At 46.1% G+C, this 16159-nt stretch carries 14 protein-coding genes and 1 tRNA gene; 10 read left to right on the forward strand and 5 right to left on the reverse strand.

Annotated features, from left to right (window positions below):
- A partial coding sequence (locus HZF10_RS16495; protein WP_306454603.1) for a GIY-YIG nuclease family protein occupies window positions 1-176 on the reverse strand: 176 nt, incomplete at its 3' end.
- A 17-nt stretch (window positions 177-193) separates the two neighbouring features.
- Window positions 194-266, reverse strand: a tRNA-Phe gene (locus tag HZF10_RS16500).
- A gap of 88 nt (window positions 267-354) precedes the next feature.
- Between HZF10_RS16500 and HZF10_RS16505 the strand changes: the two genes are divergently transcribed.
- The 7 genes from HZF10_RS16505 to HZF10_RS16535 all read left to right on the forward strand — a co-directional run bounded on the left by HZF10_RS16505 (window position 355) and on the right by HZF10_RS16535 (window position 7916).
- Window positions 355-1086: a type III pantothenate kinase gene (locus HZF10_RS16505; RefSeq protein WP_176007343.1), complete on the forward strand. Its 732-nt coding sequence runs from the start codon at window positions 355-357 to the stop codon at window positions 1084-1086.
- The gene (gene bamG, locus HZF10_RS16510) at window positions 1079-2338 is read left to right on the forward strand and encodes a BamG family beta-barrel-assembly machinery protein (RefSeq protein ID WP_176007344.1); all 1260 of its coding nucleotides are present in this window, start codon (window positions 1079-1081) and stop codon (window positions 2336-2338) included. Before HZF10_RS16505 ends, bamG begins: the two co-directional genes overlap by 8 nt.
- Window positions 2339-2359: 21 nt before the next feature.
- A complete protein-coding gene (locus HZF10_RS16515; RefSeq protein WP_176007345.1) occupies window positions 2360-3646 on the forward strand; it encodes a tetratricopeptide repeat protein in 1287 nt (428 codons plus the stop codon).
- Between the two features lie 4 nt (window positions 3647-3650).
- On the forward strand, window positions 3651-4211 hold the full coding sequence (lptC, locus tag HZF10_RS16520; protein WP_176007346.1) for an LPS export ABC transporter periplasmic protein LptC: 561 nt from the start codon (window positions 3651-3653) through the stop codon (window positions 4209-4211).
- 1 nt (window position 4212) lies between these two features.
- Complete coding sequence (locus HZF10_RS16525) at window positions 4213-4413, forward strand: hypothetical protein (RefSeq protein ID WP_176007347.1); 201 nt, start codon at window positions 4213-4215, stop codon at window positions 4411-4413.
- Window positions 4414-4416: 3 nt separating this feature from the next.
- Window positions 4417-5670: a hemolysin family protein gene (locus tag HZF10_RS16530; RefSeq protein ID WP_176007348.1), complete on the forward strand. Its 1254-nt coding sequence runs from the start codon at window positions 4417-4419 to the stop codon at window positions 5668-5670.
- Between the two features lie 179 nt (window positions 5671-5849).
- On the forward strand, window positions 5850-7916 hold the full coding sequence (locus HZF10_RS16535) for a peptidylprolyl isomerase (protein WP_176007349.1): 2067 nt from the start codon (window positions 5850-5852) through the stop codon (window positions 7914-7916).
- A 70-nt stretch (window positions 7917-7986) separates the two neighbouring features.
- Here HZF10_RS16535 and HZF10_RS16540 read toward each other — a convergent pair whose 3' ends face one another.
- Window positions 7987-8904 (reverse strand): GYDIA family GHMP kinase, encoded by a 918-nt coding sequence (locus tag HZF10_RS16540; protein ID WP_176007350.1) that lies wholly within the window; start codon window positions 8902-8904, stop codon window positions 7987-7989.
- A gap of 90 nt (window positions 8905-8994) precedes the next feature.
- Window positions 8995-10314, reverse strand: coding sequence for a hydroxymethylglutaryl-CoA reductase, degradative (locus tag HZF10_RS16545; protein ID WP_176007351.1), 1320 nt, complete (start codon window positions 10312-10314; stop codon window positions 8995-8997).
- A gap of 138 nt (window positions 10315-10452) precedes the next feature.
- Between HZF10_RS16545 and HZF10_RS16550 the strand changes: the two genes are divergently transcribed.
- Window positions 10453-11535: a PA0069 family radical SAM protein gene (locus HZF10_RS16550; protein ID WP_176007352.1), complete on the forward strand. Its 1083-nt coding sequence runs from the start codon at window positions 10453-10455 to the stop codon at window positions 11533-11535.
- Between the two features lie 3 nt (window positions 11536-11538).
- On the opposite strand, the gene HZF10_RS16555 is transcribed toward HZF10_RS16550, so the two are convergent.
- Window positions 11539-11898 (reverse strand): DUF2200 domain-containing protein, encoded by a 360-nt coding sequence (locus HZF10_RS16555; protein WP_176007353.1) that lies wholly within the window; start codon window positions 11896-11898, stop codon window positions 11539-11541.
- Between the two features lie 181 nt (window positions 11899-12079).
- Between HZF10_RS16555 and HZF10_RS16560 the strand changes: the two genes are divergently transcribed.
- Window positions 12080-14251, forward strand: a complete 2172-nt coding sequence (locus HZF10_RS16560) for a S9 family peptidase (RefSeq protein ID WP_176007354.1) — start codon at window positions 12080-12082, stop codon at window positions 14249-14251.
- Between the two features lie 24 nt (window positions 14252-14275).
- Window positions 14276-16159 (forward strand): peptide MFS transporter, encoded by a 1884-nt coding sequence (locus tag HZF10_RS16565; protein ID WP_246282644.1) that lies wholly within the window; start codon window positions 14276-14278, stop codon window positions 16157-16159.

The following is a 16159-nucleotide window of genomic DNA, read 5'->3' on the forward strand; positions in this document are numbered from 1 at the left end:
CAATCGGAAGCTTTTCGGGTAAATGCGTGTGAATACACGTGAGAGTTGTGCTTCTGCAATCGTTCAACGAGATTCTCGGTATGACCGACATAGTAGTGATCGATCGATTTGCTGTAGATGATGTAAAAATAAAACATGGTGAATGGCGTATAGGTGAAACAAAAAAGCCCGAACATGACGTTCAGGCTTTACGTGGTACCTCCAGGAATCGAACCAGGGACACATGGATTTTCAGTCCATTGCTCTACCAACTGAGCTAAGGTACCTTTGCAGATGCGGGTGCAAATATAGAACGATTTTTATTTTACGCAAAAGAAATTTCCTGAAAAAAATCTATTCGTAACTTCGCGTCAAATGGTACTCACAATCGATATCGGAAATACACGAACCAAAGGCGCTGTCTTTGAATATGATGCGCTCGTATGGCAATTCGTGACCACCGAGAACGACTGGCAAAAAAAAGTTTCCGAAACCCTCGAAAAATTTCTAAATATTACCGATTTGGTCGTCGCATCGGTCGGAAAAACCCAAAAAGAAGCGCTCGAAATCTTCCGCGATCGGGTAAAATTGCGGTTCATTTCGCACGAAACCACTTTCCCGTTCGAAAATAAATATGCCACGCCAACCACTTTGGGCATCGACAGGATGGTATTGGCGGCTGGATCAGTGCTGCAGTTTCCACAGCAGAACAGACTTGTCATAGATGCGGGAACTTGCATTACGTACGATTATACAGATTCCAACGACAATTACCTTGGCGGTGCGATATCTCCGGGAATCCGACTCCGCTATGAAGCGTTACACGCCTATACCGCGCGGTTGCCATTACTGGAGACCGAATTCCCGAACGACATGATAGGAGATTCCACCGCCCAGGCGATCCATTCGGGAGTCGTAAACGGAGTGATGAACGAAATCGACGGATTCATCGATTCCTGCCGCGATCGCTGGCCCAACTTTATCATAATTTTAACTGGTGGTGACGCCGAATTTTTGGCTAAGCGATTAAAAAATACCATATTTGCCAATCCAAATTTTCTGCTAGAAAGTTTGTACCGAACATTTCAATTCAGCCTAAATGATTAAAAAAATTCTGGTAAGCTTCTGCTTGCTGCTGTCGTTCCTGTCTTTTGCGCAAGAAGGAAGTTATTCCCCGTATTCTTTTTACGGCATCGGTGACCAAAGATTTAAAGGGACGATAGATACTCGCGCCATGGGAGGCGTTTCCATTTTTCCGGATTCCATTCACCTTAACATACAGAACCCGGCCTCGTTCTCGTCTTTGAAAATGACCACTTTTTCTGTAGGCGCAACCGGTTCTTGGGCGAAACTGCATACCGAAACTCAAGAAGAAAAGGCCAAGCGCGTCACTTTGGATTATTTGGCGGTAGGATTGCCGCTTAAAAAAGCAGGCATCGCTTTCGGGTTGATGCCATACAGTTCGGTCGGATATAAAATAAGGAACAACGAAGTAATAGGGGAAGGTGATACGATCCGTCACAGTTTTAACGGAAGTGGTGGAATCAACCGCGTTTTCCTTGGAGCAGGTTATGAAGTCACCAAAAATTTCAGGGTCGGTGCCGACGTGAATTTCAACTTCGGAAAGGTGGAGACCTCTTCGCTTGCCCAAAGAACCGATGTACAGTTTGCTTCTCGTGAAATAAATCAATCGGATCTTAGCGGATTCAGCGTGGATCTTGGTGTGATGTACGAAGGTAAAGTGAATAAGAAACTGCACGCATTTGGAGCAATTTCATTTACGCCGTCGACCAATCTTACGACCACCAATTACAGGAATATCGCCACCGTGCAGCTTTTGCAGTTGGGAGGCGTATTGGTAGTAGATCAGGATACCATTTTTTACAATCAGAAGAGAACCTTGAAATTGCCGACGCGCTTGTCTTTGGGTGCGGGTATTGGCGAGCCGAGAAAATGGCAGGCAGGAGCCGAAATCACGTTCCAAGGTTCAAAAGACCAGAAGAACCGTTTTAACGATATCAACAACGGCCGTTTCGAGAATGCAATAAAATACAGTATCGGGGGTTATTATATTCCGAACTATAACTCTTTCAGCAACTATTGGAGCCGAATCGTTTTGCGCGCAGGAGCTCGTTACGAAAATACAGGCTTGATATTGAACAACAAGTCGATATACGATGCTGCGGGTACGTTAGGTTTCGGATTCCCGATAACGGGAAGTCTCTCTAATATAAACGTCGCCCTTGAGTACGGAAAGCGCGGTACGAAAGCCTACGGGCTGGTTGCCGAGAACTACTTTAATCTAGGAATTGGATTTTCTTTCAACGACAAGTGGTTCGTAAAACGCAGGTACGACTAAGGCATAAAAAATATTCAGGTTATGAAAAACACGTACCTACTCTTAATCGTGTTGTTTAGCTGTTTCACTACAGTTGCGCAAGACAAACCTGAAGCCGAATGCAGGCATAGCTTGGCTATTGTCGACAGTATTTTTTCGAAAGGCGATTTTTACAAGGCATACGATTTGTGGACGGGCGTGCGCAAAAAATGCCCAACGCTCAATGAAAAGATCTATACCCTTGGAGCGGAACTTCTCAAAATAAAAGCCGACAGGGCCAAAGTCGAAGAGAAAGAACCAATCGTAAAAGAATTGCTTGCGTTATACGACGATTACAACAAATATTTCCCGAACAATCCGGTTCCGGTCAACATGTATAAAGCGGTGATCATGAATCGCTATAAAGTAGGTTCTAAAGCTGATATTTATAGTCTTTTGGACAGGGCTTATTCCAAAAATCCGACGACGTTCGAAAATTTGGAAGCGATCGAACTCTACATGAAACTGTATTTCGAAAAATACAAATCGGGCGATAAGACGATTACGGCCAATCACATTCTCAAAAGACGCGACGATCTCGTAGGTCATCTTGAAAAGTTAAGCGAGAAAACGCCTGCGAACAAAATGGCCAACGATCGAATGATAGATGCCATCGAAGTCACCGTAAAAGAAGTGGCTACTTGCGATAATCTCGATGCCTATTACGGAGAAGTTTTCGAAAAGCGCAAAACCGACACGTTGTGGCTCCAAGTCGCGCTCAAAGGGCTTTCGTCAAACCATTGCCGCACCAGTAAACTCTACGACCAGATTACCCAAGCCCAGCAGAACATCAAACCGACAGCCCAATCGGCTTATAATTTGGGTGTAGCGGCTTATCAGAAAGCAGATTTTGCGAACGCCGCCAAATACTTCGTCCAATCGGCAGAGCTTGAAAAGAACCCGAACGACAAGGCGAATACTTATTTTACGCTCGCTTCTACGGTCTACATCGGACGTGACAAAGCCAAAGTAAAGGAATACGCGATGAAAGCACTCGAAGTAAAGCCCGATTTTTCCAAGTCGTATATTTTGCTTGCCCAACAATACGGTGACGCCGGATCGGATTGCGCCAAAACCGATTTCGAGAAAAAAGCGCTCAATTGGCTCGCTGCGGAAACCCTCAAAAAAGCGGTCCAAGTCGATAAAAACAAAGGCGGATTGGATAAACTCATCCGCAAATACCAAGAGAAAGCGCCAACCGAAAAGGAAATCAAAGACGCCAAAATGAGCGGAAAAACCATTTCGTACGGCTGTTGGATCAATGAATCGGTAATCGTACCAAAAGCATAATCAGTTGAAACAAAAAATCCAGCATATCGGTATTTTGGCCGCGATTTTAGTCGTGGTCGGATTTTCGTTTTCGTGCGAAAGCAACCTCAAAGATGTGCAGAAACTCGGTTTTTCGGAGTTCACGCCAAGCGGTGAAGCCGACGATTTCAATTTGAAGTATACCGATTCGGGCCGCATCACCTCTGTGCTTGTGAGCCCCAAAATGCTCGATTACGCCACAGCGCGTTATCCGTTTACCGAATTCCCGAAAGGCGTGAACGTCACGTTTTACGACAAGAACCAAAAGAAAACGTACGTGCGATCAGATTACGCCGTCACGTTCAAGAATACAGACATCATCGATCTTCAGGGCCACGTCAAGATTTGGAACGACCAAGGCTCGCAACTCGAAACCGAGCAATTGTATTTCGATCAGAAGAACGAGTGGTTTTTTACCGAGAAAAAATTTAAATTTAGTGACCCAAAGGGCGTTTCCTTTGGTGAAGGCGTCGATTTCAGCAAGGATTTCAAGATTGTGAACTCACAAAAAATCTCGGGCGAAATCGAAAAATCAAACGAAATGTAATATGCACGGCTACCTAAAAATCATACCTTATATTTACCTCGCGGCAGGTGTTTTCTTCATCTATTCCGGATTCGTGCGATACAACCAAGGTGAAGAAGGCTTTTGGATTTGGTTCGTGATCGCGGCCTTGAGCATTTTCATGTTCTTTTTCCGCATGCGTTTCGCAAAGAAATTCACCCAAAACCGCAACGACAAACCCTAATCCATGCAAGTCAGTATCATCATTGCAAGCCTGATACTGGCCGCGTTTTTTTCGGGAATGGAAATCGCGTTCCTCTCGGCCAACAAGATTTATCTTGAAATCGAGAAGAAACAGGACAGTTTCCTTTCGCAAATCCTTAAAAAACTTACCGAAAAACCGTCGAAATTCATCGCGGCCATGCTCGTCGGAAGCAATCTTGCGCTTGTCGTGTACGGGTTTTTCGCATCGCGCCTTATTTTGGATTTGGTGTTGCCGTACCATCTCACGGTAGTATCCAATTTATTGCTGCAGACGACGATAGCGACATTGGTGATCGTGTTTACGTCCGAATTCCTTCCGAAGGTTTTCTTTCATATTTACGCGAACAGCCTGATCCGATTCTTTGCGTTTCCGGCTTATGTTTTTTACAAGATTTTCTATTACATCTCGTCCCTTATCCTTTGGTTTTCCGATATGGTGCTCAAGAAATTCTTCGGCACCGGAAGCGATCCTGTGCAGGTTTTCTTCAGCAAGGTCGAACTCGGGAATTTCATAACCGAGCAAATGAGTAGCGTGGACGAGAATGAAGAGGTCGATTCCGAGATCCAGATTTTCCAGAACGCACTCGATTTTTCGGGTGTAAAAGCGCGCGATATCATGACGCCGCGCATGGAGATTTCGGCCATAGACATTTATGCGCCGGTATCTGAACTTCGTGAACTTTTCATCGAGACCGGATATTCCAAGATTTTGGTGTATCAGGAATCGCTTGACGACATCGTCGGTTACGTGCATTCGTTCGATTTGTTCCGAAAACCGCGAACGATCAAGTCGGTTTTGATTCCCGTCGAATTCGTGCCTCAGACGATATTCATCAAAGACGCGATGGACCAATTGACCAAAAAGCGCAAAAGCGTGGCCGTGGTGCTCGACGAATACGGCGGTACGGCCGGAATCGTCACGATGGAAGACATCGTCGAGGAACTTTTTGGTGAAATAGAGGACGAGCACGATGAGGTAGAAACGCTGACCGAACAAAAAATAGACGACGCCACTTGGCTTTTCTCTACGCGTCACGACGTGGAATATCTCAATGAAAAATACGATTTGGATATTCCGGAAGGCGATTCTTACAGCACGCTCGGCGGATTTATCGTCGATTCTTTGAACGAGATTCCGCAAAAAGGGGCGCAGTTTTCTATAGGGAAGTTCAGGTTTTCGATAGAGGAGGCGACGGCGAAAAAAATCGAGCTCGTGAGGATGACGGTTTCGGATTGAGTGGTTTTTGATTCCGACGAAGGAGGAATCTAAGTCGTCCGATCGGATGAGATTTCTCCTTCGTCGAAATTCCCAAAAAGCCGATTCCCAATTTTTGAAGCAAATATTTCCCTCAACTTATGGTTATTAAATAGATAATTGTATTTTCGCAAACTGAATTAAAAAATCAAGATTATAAAATGGCAGTTTTATCAAAAATCAGACAGCGCTCCCTGCTCCTGATAGGTGTGATCGGATTTTGTTTGTTGGCCTTCCTTATCGGTGATATTTTCACGAGCGGAAACCTCAATCTTGCGTCAAAAGACGTAGGTAGCGTCAACGGTAAAGACATCACTTTCGAAGATTTCAGGGTTAAAGTGAGCAATGTCGAGAAAAGCGGACAAGGCATGACCGCGACACAGGCTTCCAACCGCGTTTGGGACCAGGAGGTCGCCATCGCTTTGCTTACTGCAGAGTTCGACAAATTGGGTATTCGCGTAGGCGAAAAACACATTCTCGATGCGTTCAAGAACGACCAGCAAATCGGTCAGAACCCAATGTTCCGCAACGAAAAAGGAGAATTCGACGTAGCAAAACTAAGCGAGTTCGTCAAATCGAACCCGGAAGCTGCCCAAGCGATAAAAGACCGCGAAAAAGACGCGATCCTCAATGCGAAATATTTGATTTATAACACTTTGGTCAAAGGTGGTGTTTTCGTTACCGAAGCCGAAGGAAAATACAAATACGAAGCCGAAACCACTAAAGCGACTTTCGACTACGTGGGTGTTTTGTTTTCTACGGTTAAAGACAGCGACGTGAAAGTTTCCGACGCCGAGCTTACCGATTATATGAAAAAGCACGAAAAGAAATACAAGTCAGACGAAAACCGCGAGTTGGAATACGTGCTTGTAGAAGACAAACCGTCTGCACAAGACGAGGCCGAAGTGAAACAATCGATCGACAAGTTGCTTACGTCTACAGACAGCACAGGAAACTTCCGCTCGGTTAAAAATGTTGGCGAATTCGTGAACCAGCATTCAGACGTTCCTTTCGATACGACTTACATCGCGAAGAAAGATCTTCCTACAGAACATGCGGAAGCGTTGTTCAACTTGCCGACAGGAGCCATTTACGGGCCTTACATGCAAGGGAAATACTATGCGATCACTCGTTCAATGGGCCGCAAAGCCGGAGCGAACGCAAAAGCGAGCCACATCCTGATCAGCTGGGAAGGAACGCAAGTGCCGAACAAACGCGAAAAACGTACGAAAGAAGAAGCGAAAGCCAAAGCCGAAGCATTGTTGGCTCAGGCAAAAGCGAACCCTTCAGGTTTTGCGATGTTGGCCATCATGAACTCAGACGATTCTTCTGCCCAACAAGGTGGAGATTTGGGTTACTTCGCACAAGGCGCGATGGTGAAACCGTTCAACGATTTCGTATTTAACAGTCCAATTGGTTCTATCGGATTGGTAGAAACGCAATTCGGTTACCACATCATCAACGTTACCGACAAGCAGGACGCCGTGAAATTGGCTACGATCGCCCAAAAAATCGAGCCTTCAGACGCTACTACCGATGCGCTTTACCAAAAAGCCGTGAAAGTAGAAATGGAAGCCAGCGAAAAAGACTTCGCTTCTGTTGCCAAAGCCGAGAAATTGGAGGTTGTGCCTTCTATCAAAGTGAAAGCGATGGACGAGTACTTCGGAAGTATCGGTGCCCAAAGACAAATCATCCAATGGGCTTTCAATAAAGACACCGAAGTTGGAGACGTGAAGCGTTTCGAGGTGGTAAACCTTGGAAACGTGATCGTGAAACTTAAGAAAATCAATCCGGAAGGTTTGCTTTCACTTGACGAAGCGCGTGTTAGCGTTGAACCGATCTTGAAAAACAAGAAGAAAGCCGAATTGATCCGCAAGAAAATGAACGGTTCTTCTTTGGCGGCGATTGCGCAAGCTAACGGAGCTACGGTTCAATCTGCAACAGATTTGACATTGGATAACGCAATGATCCCGAACGCCGGTCCGGAGCCTAAAGTGGTTGGAACTGCAATCGCTACCGGTACAGGCAAAATTTCCAAGCCGATCGACGGAAATTCGGGTGTTTACGTGGTTTCTCCTAAAGCGATCACAAAAGCACCGGCAATCAAAGATCACCTTGATTACGTAAACAAAGTGAAGTCGATGACAGGCGGATATTCTTCAAGAGTTATCCCGGCTTTGAAATCGGATGCTGAAATCGAAGACAACAGAGCGAAATTCAACTATTAAGAAAGTCGCTTTCAGATAAAAAAATCCCGGATGATGAGTCCGGGATTTTTTGTTTTATGCGATTTATGATTTAGAGTATCATATCCGAAAACGGGATGACCGTGTCATAACCGCGTTCAGAAAAATAAGCGGTCGGATTTTCACGACTCACCGCCAATACGAAATCGCCTCCCCATGCGCCTAGGCTTTTTACGACACCTTTGAAATCGGGAAACAACGCTTCTTTCACGGTGCGCATCTCGAGTATTTCGCTCATGATGCCTTCGTGTTTTTCGAGGTCGTAAGCGAACGTACGCACGTCTTGTGCCGCAACCACAGCATCCGTAATCTTCGTGATTTTAGATGTGATACGCTCAATGTGGTCGGTGCGATTTTGATAATACGAAGCGATCGCGGCCTTGCTGCTCTGTTTCTTATTGAGGTACACGAAGTATAAGTCGCCCGTAAAACCAGGATTGAAGTGTACCGCTTCGACTTTAGGCAATTCCTGCTCAAGCCGATATACTATAGCTGTGTCGTTTTGCGCACAGGCGATGTCGTAACCGCTTCCGCCGAAACTGTTCTGCAAAAGTTCGAACGCGTCGATCTTAAGCCACTGCGCGATATTGTTGATTAGCGTGGATGAAGTGCCCAATCCCCAATTTTTAGGGAATGTGAGGTTCGTTTCTATCGCGTAACCATTCGCTTTTTCGATAAAATCAGGATTTTTGAGGTAAGCCTCGTGCAGGATTTCAAGCAAAGTCGTCTTGACCGAATCGTATTTCTCGACGTAATCGGGCGTGCAGATTTCATCGAAGCCGAAACTGTCCTCGAACCAAACCGTGCCGTCCTTGTTGATGCTTTTCCAGCTTATTTTCTTCTCGGATGCGGGTTCGATGATCAAATCCTGTCCAAACTTTGTTGGGAACGCGAACGCTTTGGCGCCATCAAGCACGACGTATTCGCCCGTAAGCAACAGTTTCCCGTTCGAATAAAAACGTTGTTTCATGTTTTTGGTGGAAACCTCAAAGGTTTCAAACCCGAGGCGCAGCCGAACTGTATGGAGCGCAGCGGAATAAAACCTTTGAGGTTTATAAAGCTATTTCTTTCTCAAACTTTCAATATAATTCACCGCCGCCGCGTGCGAAATCGCATGTTTCTTGAAATGCTTGCGCACGTGTTCGCGTTCTTCGTCTGTGGCATCGAACTGGTTCAGGATGTTGTTCAGGTGCATTTTCATGTGTCCTTCCTGGATTCCGGTCGTGGTCAGCGAACGCAAAGCGGCAAAATTCTGGGCGAGTCCTGTCGCTGCAACGATTTGCATCAATTGGGCAGCCGATGGTTTCTCGAGCATTTCCAACGCGAATTTCACGAGCGGATGCAAAGACGTCAAACCGCCGACAGTACCCAAAGCCAAAGGCAAATCCATCCAAAACCGGAAAATGCCATCCTTGATTTCCGCGTGCGAAAGACTCGAATAACGGCCGTCTTTAGACGCATAGGCATGAACCGCTGCCTCGACCGCACGAAAATCGTTACCTGTTGCCAAAACTACGGCATCGACGCCGTTCATGATGCCTTTGTTGTGCGTCACGGCGCGATAAGGTTCGACTTGGGCAATCTGTACGGCCGTTGCGAATTTTTCTGCGAATGCTTCCGGATCGGGAATGTTCTTTTCGGCCAGTTCCTCAATTTTACACGAAACTTCGGCACGTACGATACAACCCGTCACATAATTCGACAAAATGCTCATTACGACCCGAATGTTCTTTTCCTCGTGCGAAAAACCGTCGTATTCGTCGGCTTCGTCCTTAAGTGTTTTGGCGAATTGCTCGAGACACGAATTGATGAAATTGGCTCCCATCGAATCCTTGGTTTCGAATGTGGCGTGAAGCTGGAAATAACCAGGGATTTCGTGTGTCTTGTCGCGAAGCTCGATATCGAGTATTCCGCCGCCTCGCTTTTGCATATTGGCCGTAAGCGGTTCGGTATCGTAAAAGAAATTGGGTTTTATGAGTTGGAAGAAGCCTTGCAACTTTTCCTTGTCGCCCTTGAAAATAAAGTGGACCTGTCCGATTTTTTCGGTTTTGAGCACGGTTGTCCTGAATCCGCCTCGCGTCGACCAGAATTTAGCCGATTTCGAAGCAGCCGCAACCACCGAACTTTCCTCAATCACCATCGGAACCGTATAGGTTTTCCCGTTTATAAGGAAATTCGGCGCGATGCCCATCGGCAAATAAAAATTCGAAACGGTGTTCTCTATGAAATCGTCGTGCAGTTGCTGCAATTTTTCATCGGCGTTCCAATAACTTTTGAGCAGTTTTTTGGCTTCATCGGCCGATTGGAAATACGTGCTGGCGATCCAATCTATTTTCTCGTCTTTGGACAGTTTGGAAAATCCTGAAATCTCTTTCGTCATTTCATGTCAATTGAATTACAAAGATACCTTTTCGATAGCAGATGGCATGGCAAAGCGAATTGATTTTTAACATTGGAATAATTCCAAATTTAACAAGGAATAATTCCATATATAAATTTTAGCGTATATCTTTCGGACATGAATTCGGAAGGTGAAAGCGATTATATAAAAGGACGCGGCGCGCAAAAAAACGTCAAGAACAGATTCTTTGCCGAATCGTATGAAGTGACCGACGATTTCCTCAATTATTGTCATGCCGAAGGTGACGATGCCGATCCGAACAAGACACATTATCTCGAAGTTTTTCCCAAAACGATCGTGAACAAAGTCGAAAGCCCTGATGTCGGCATGGGATGGTCGATGAACGCTTATCAGGGTTGCGAACACGGCTGCATTTATTGTTACGCCCGGAATTCCCACGAGTATTGGGGTTACAGCGCCGGATTGGACTTTGAACGCAAGATCCTCGTCAAGAAGAACGCACCCGAATTGCTCGAGGAAAAGCTTCAAAGCAAGAATTGGAAATGCGCCACGATCGTCATGTCGGGCAACACCGATTGTTACCAACCAGCAGAAAAGAAATTCGGGATTACGAGAAAATGTCTCGAGGTGTTTTACAAGTATCGGCATCCCGTCGGGATCATCACCAAGAACGCGTTGATTGCGCGGGATATCGATATCGTGTCCAAACTCGCGGCCGACAACCTGATCGGCGTAAGCGTTTCGATAACGTCGTTGTCCGAAAAGACGCGGATGTTGGTCGAACCGCGCACGGCGACAATCAAAAAGCGTTTGGACACCGTGAAACTGCTTTCCCAAAACGGCGTTCCCGTAAACGTCATGATCGCGCCTGTGATCCCGGGAATCAACAGCCATGAAGTATTGCCTTTGGCCAAAGCGGCAGCCGATGCGGGAGCAGTCTCGATTGCGCATACGATTGTAAGATTGAACGGTCAGATTGCGGAAATCTTCACCGATTGGATCCACAAAGCCATGCCCGACCGTGCCGAGAAAGTACTCAATCACATCAAACACGTACACGGCGGAACGTTGAATGACAGCCGTTGGGGACAAAGAATGCGAGGAGAAGGCGAGTTTGCCGAACAAGTGCATGCACAGATGCGTCTGGCGCGGAAGAAATTCTTTGAGGGGAAAACGTTTCCCAAATTAAACCAGGATTTATACGAACAATACCGCGATGGCCAGCTCAGTTTGTTCTAACCCTTACTCACGTAAAATTTTGTCCATCGCTTTCCCTTTTGCCAATTCGTCGATCAGCTTGTCGAGATAGCGCACCTTTTGCATAATTGGATCTTCTATTTCCTCGACGCGATAACCGCAGATCACGCCCGTGATTTTGGAAGCGTTCGGATGGAATTGAGGCGCTTGATTGAAAAACGTCTCAAAATCGGTTTTGTTGTCGAGCACTTGCTGGAAAGACTGTGGGTCGTATCCGGTAAGCCAGAAAATGATGGTGTCTACCTCTTCTTTCGTGCGTCCTTTTTTCTCGGCTTTGGCAATATAATGCGGATAAACGCCCGCAAAAGACATCTTATATACTCGTTTTGTATTGTCGGTTTTCATGTTTGGCTGTTGCTGTATGCCAAAGATAGCGAATAAGTTGGCGGCGCGATTTCACAAAATCTGTAACTATTTCCAATTTCAAAGACAAATGCCCAATTAACCAAACCCGATTTAACAGCGGAAAAAAGCGCTATTTGCTTTTTTTTCACTAAACTTGACGGTTTTTATATTGAACGTAAAAATGACGAGAATTTTCAAGCTTTCCGCACTCATTTTATTCGTGTGCGCAACGGTTTCGGCCCAGAAAAAGATAACCGTTGATGAAATCTACAGCGGCGCATTCCGCACCAAAGGCATGGACGAGCTTCATGCGATGAAAAACACCAACCAGTATACGGTCTTGAATTTCGATCGCGCTTCCAAAAGCATGCAGGTCGATCTTTACGATTTTGCGACGCTCAAGAAAGTGGCTACGCTTATCGATTCTAAAAACCACAAAGAATTGCAGTCAATCGACAGTTATTCGTTCGACGATTCCGAAAAGAAAATCCTGATCGCGACCAATTCGAATCCGATTTATCGCTATTCTTTTACAGCCGATTTTTATCTGTACGACATCACTTCAAAGCAATTGTCGAAAGTACTCGAGCAAGTCCAGGAACCGACTTTTTCTCCGGACGGAAGCAAAATCGCATATGAGAAAGAAAACAACCTTTTCGTATATGACATCGCTTCGAAATCCAATAAGCAAATCACGTCCGATGGCAAGAAAAACAGCGTCATCAACGGGATTTCAGATTGGGTTTACGAAGAAGAATTCGCCATCGTGCGCGCCTTCGACTGGAGTGCCGATTCAAAAAAAATCGCGTTTATCCGCTTCGACGAGTCAGCCGTTCCCGAATTCACAATGACGGTTTTCCACAAAGAATTATATCCGAAAGAGGAAACGTTCAAATATCCGAAAGCCGGCGAAAAGAATGCGACGGTGAGTTTGCATATGTACGATGTCGCGGCCGCTTCAACCAAAGAAATCAAGCTTGGCAATTACAATGACTTTTACATTCCGCGTTTGAAATGGACCAAGGACGCCAATGTGTTGAGCGTGCAGGTCATCAATCGCCATCAGGACAATCTCGATTTGATTTTCGTCGATGGGAATACCGGTTCGGCCAAGGTCGTGCTCAACGAAAAAGACAAAGCATACGTCGACGTAACCGACAACCTGACCTTCCTTAAAGACAACAGTTTTATCTGGACTTCCGAAAAAGACGGATTCAACCATATTTACGTGTACGACAGAAACGGAAAGCTCAAGAACCAGGTAACCAAAGGCAATTGGGAAGTCACGGCTTATTACGGTTTCGACGAAAAGAACAAGACGATCTTCTATCAATCGGTAGAAAACGGATCGATCAACCGCGACGTGTACAGCATCGGCCTTGACGGAAAGAACAAAAAACGCCTTTCGGCCCAAACCGGAACGAGCGCGGCTACGACTTTCAGCCCGAACTTCGATTTCTACATCAACAGCTTCTCGAGTGCGATCGAACCGGTTTCGTTCACCTTGCGCGATTCCAAGACCGGAAAAGAAGTGCAGAAAATCGCAGACAACACGGCCTTGACCGAAAAACTTAAAGGTTACGACCTTCCGACAAAGGAATTCTTCGTGCTCAAAACAGAAAAAGGACACGAGCTCAACGCTTGGATAATCAAGCCGAAGAACTTCGACGCGTCTAAAAAATACCCTGTTTTCATGTACCAGTATTCAGGTCCGGGTTCTCAGGAAGTGGCCAACAACTGGCTTGACGCGAACGATTACTGGTTCATGATGTTGTCGCAACAAGGTTATATCACGGTTTGCGTCGACGGTCGCGGAACAGGTTTCAAAGGTGCCGCTTTCAAGAAAGTGACGCAATTGAACATGGGCAAACTCGAAGTCGAGGATCAAATCGACGCGGCCAAGGTCATCGGGAACTATCCGTATGTAGACAAATCCCGTATCGGTATTTTCGGATGGTCGTACGGCGGTTTCATGTCATCCAACTGTATCCTTAAAGGTGCCGACGTGTTCAAAATGGCGATTGCCGTTGCTCCGGTCACCAACTGGCGTTTTTACGATTCGGTCTACACCGAAAGATATATGACGACGCCACAGGAAAACCCTGCGGGTTACGACGACAATTCGCCGATCAATTTCGCGCAGAACTTAAAAGGCAAGTATTTGTTGATCCACGGTTCGGCCGACGACAATGTACACGTACAGAACTCGATGCAAATGATCGAAGCACTCGTACAGGCCAACAAACAATTCGACTGGGCGATTTACCCAGACAAGAACCACGGTATTTATGGCGGTAAGACGCGCATCCAATTGTTCAATAAAATGACGGATTTCATCCTTCAGAATTTATAATCTAACTAAACCAAACTATACAAAATGGCAGAAAATCAGGCTAAAACAGGACACCCGAAAGGACTTTGGGTACTATTCGGCACCGAAATGTGGGAGCGCTTCAACTTTTACGGCATGCGCGCCCTGCTTACCTTATTCTTGGTAAATTCGCTAATGATGAAAGAGGCCGACGCTTCTCTTATCTACGGCGGATTTCTCGGACTCTGTTACCTGACTCCGCTTTTGGGAGGTTTCATCGCCGACCGTTTCTTCGGTAACCGCAACTGTATTTTGCTTGGAGGTCTTATGATGGCTTGCGGACAATTGTTGTTGTTCTTCAGTGCGTCTGTTTTCGGCACGAACCTGTCGCTGGCCAATACCTTGATGTGGACCGCGCTTGGCGTGATCATTTTCGGTAACGGATTCTTCAAACCGAACATTTCCTCAATGGTAGGAAGCTTGTATCCAAAACAGGAAAAAACAAAACTAGACACAGCGTTCACGATTTTCTACATGGGAATCAACATCGGCGCGTTTTTGGGCCAGTTCATATGTCCGTTCCTTGGGGACGTTAAGGATTCGGCTGGTGTGCGCGACATCCACGCGTTCAAATGGGGATTCCTCGTTGCCGCACTTGCGATGCTCATCGGATCGGCTACGTTCTATTTCCTTAAAAATAAATATGTGGTGACTCCGGAAGGCAAACCGATCGGTGGCGTTCCGTCTAAAAACGATGTGTCCGATTACGAAGAAGGCGAAGCCCAAAAAGCTCACTTCACGGCCGGTTCGCTTATTTTCGCCGTGGCTTTGTTTGCAGGTTTGTTCTTTGTTTTCAACTATTTCACCGAAGGCGACAACGTCGTAAAAACCTACATCTATCCGATGATTTACGCGGCCGGGATTTCGCTTGCAGCATTGATCCTTACCGATAAAACCCTTACGAGAATCGAAATCCAGCGTATTTGCGTAATCTACGTGATGTCGTTCTTCATCATTTTCTTCTGGGCGGCTTTCGAGCAGGCAGGATCGTCTTTGACGTTCATCGCCGACAACCAGACCGACAGGGATTTCCTCGGAATTTGGGATATGCCGGCTTCGATGGTACAAATCTTCAACGGATTGTTCGTCGTCATGTTCGCCGTTCCGTTTTCTATCCTTTGGGACAAATTGCGCGCGAAAGGGCAGGAGCCGATTTCTACCGTAAAACAATCATTCGGTTTGGCGTTGATAGCGTTGAGTTATTTTATCATCGCACATAACGTGAAAGATTTGGGCAACGGATTGCTCGCGATCTACTGGTTGATCCTATTGTACCTGATCCAGACTTTCGGAGAGCTCTGTTTGTCACCGATCGGACTTTCGCTTGTAGGGAAATTGTCTCCGAAGCGTTTCGCATCTTTGGCATACGGAGTGTTCTTTATCTCGAACGCCGCCGGTTATGCACTTTCGGGAACTCTTGGTTCGATTTTGCCTCCGACAGGCGACAAATACCAACTTGCCGAAAAGAACAACATCGACCTTAAAGGTATCCTCGACAAGACCAAAACCGCCGACGGTGCAGAATTGTTCGCACTTGCCAAACTCAACATGGCTAGTGTAGACAACACGCAGGCCAAAGCGAATAACATCGATGTAGAGGCGAAACTTAAAAAAGTGGCCGAGAAAAAAGGCGCGAAAGAAACCGCTGCCAAAGACAAAAAAGAATTCGTAGACAGTTTCACCGCTGCCGATACGACTTTTACGGCTGCCGAACTCAACCTCATAAAAGAAAAACACATCATCAAGGCCGAGTATCCGACTTTTGCCGGATTCACGATTTCGAATCTGTACGAGTTCTTCATGGTGTTCGTAGTACTTTGCGGAATCGCGTCGGTCATCCTATTCGCGCTTACGCCAATCTTAAAGAAAATGATGCACGGCGTGCGTTAA

It is taken from the genome of Flavobacterium agri, assembly GCF_013401995.1.
Classification (GTDB): Bacteria; Bacteroidota; Bacteroidia; order Flavobacteriales; family Flavobacteriaceae; genus Flavobacterium; species Flavobacterium agri.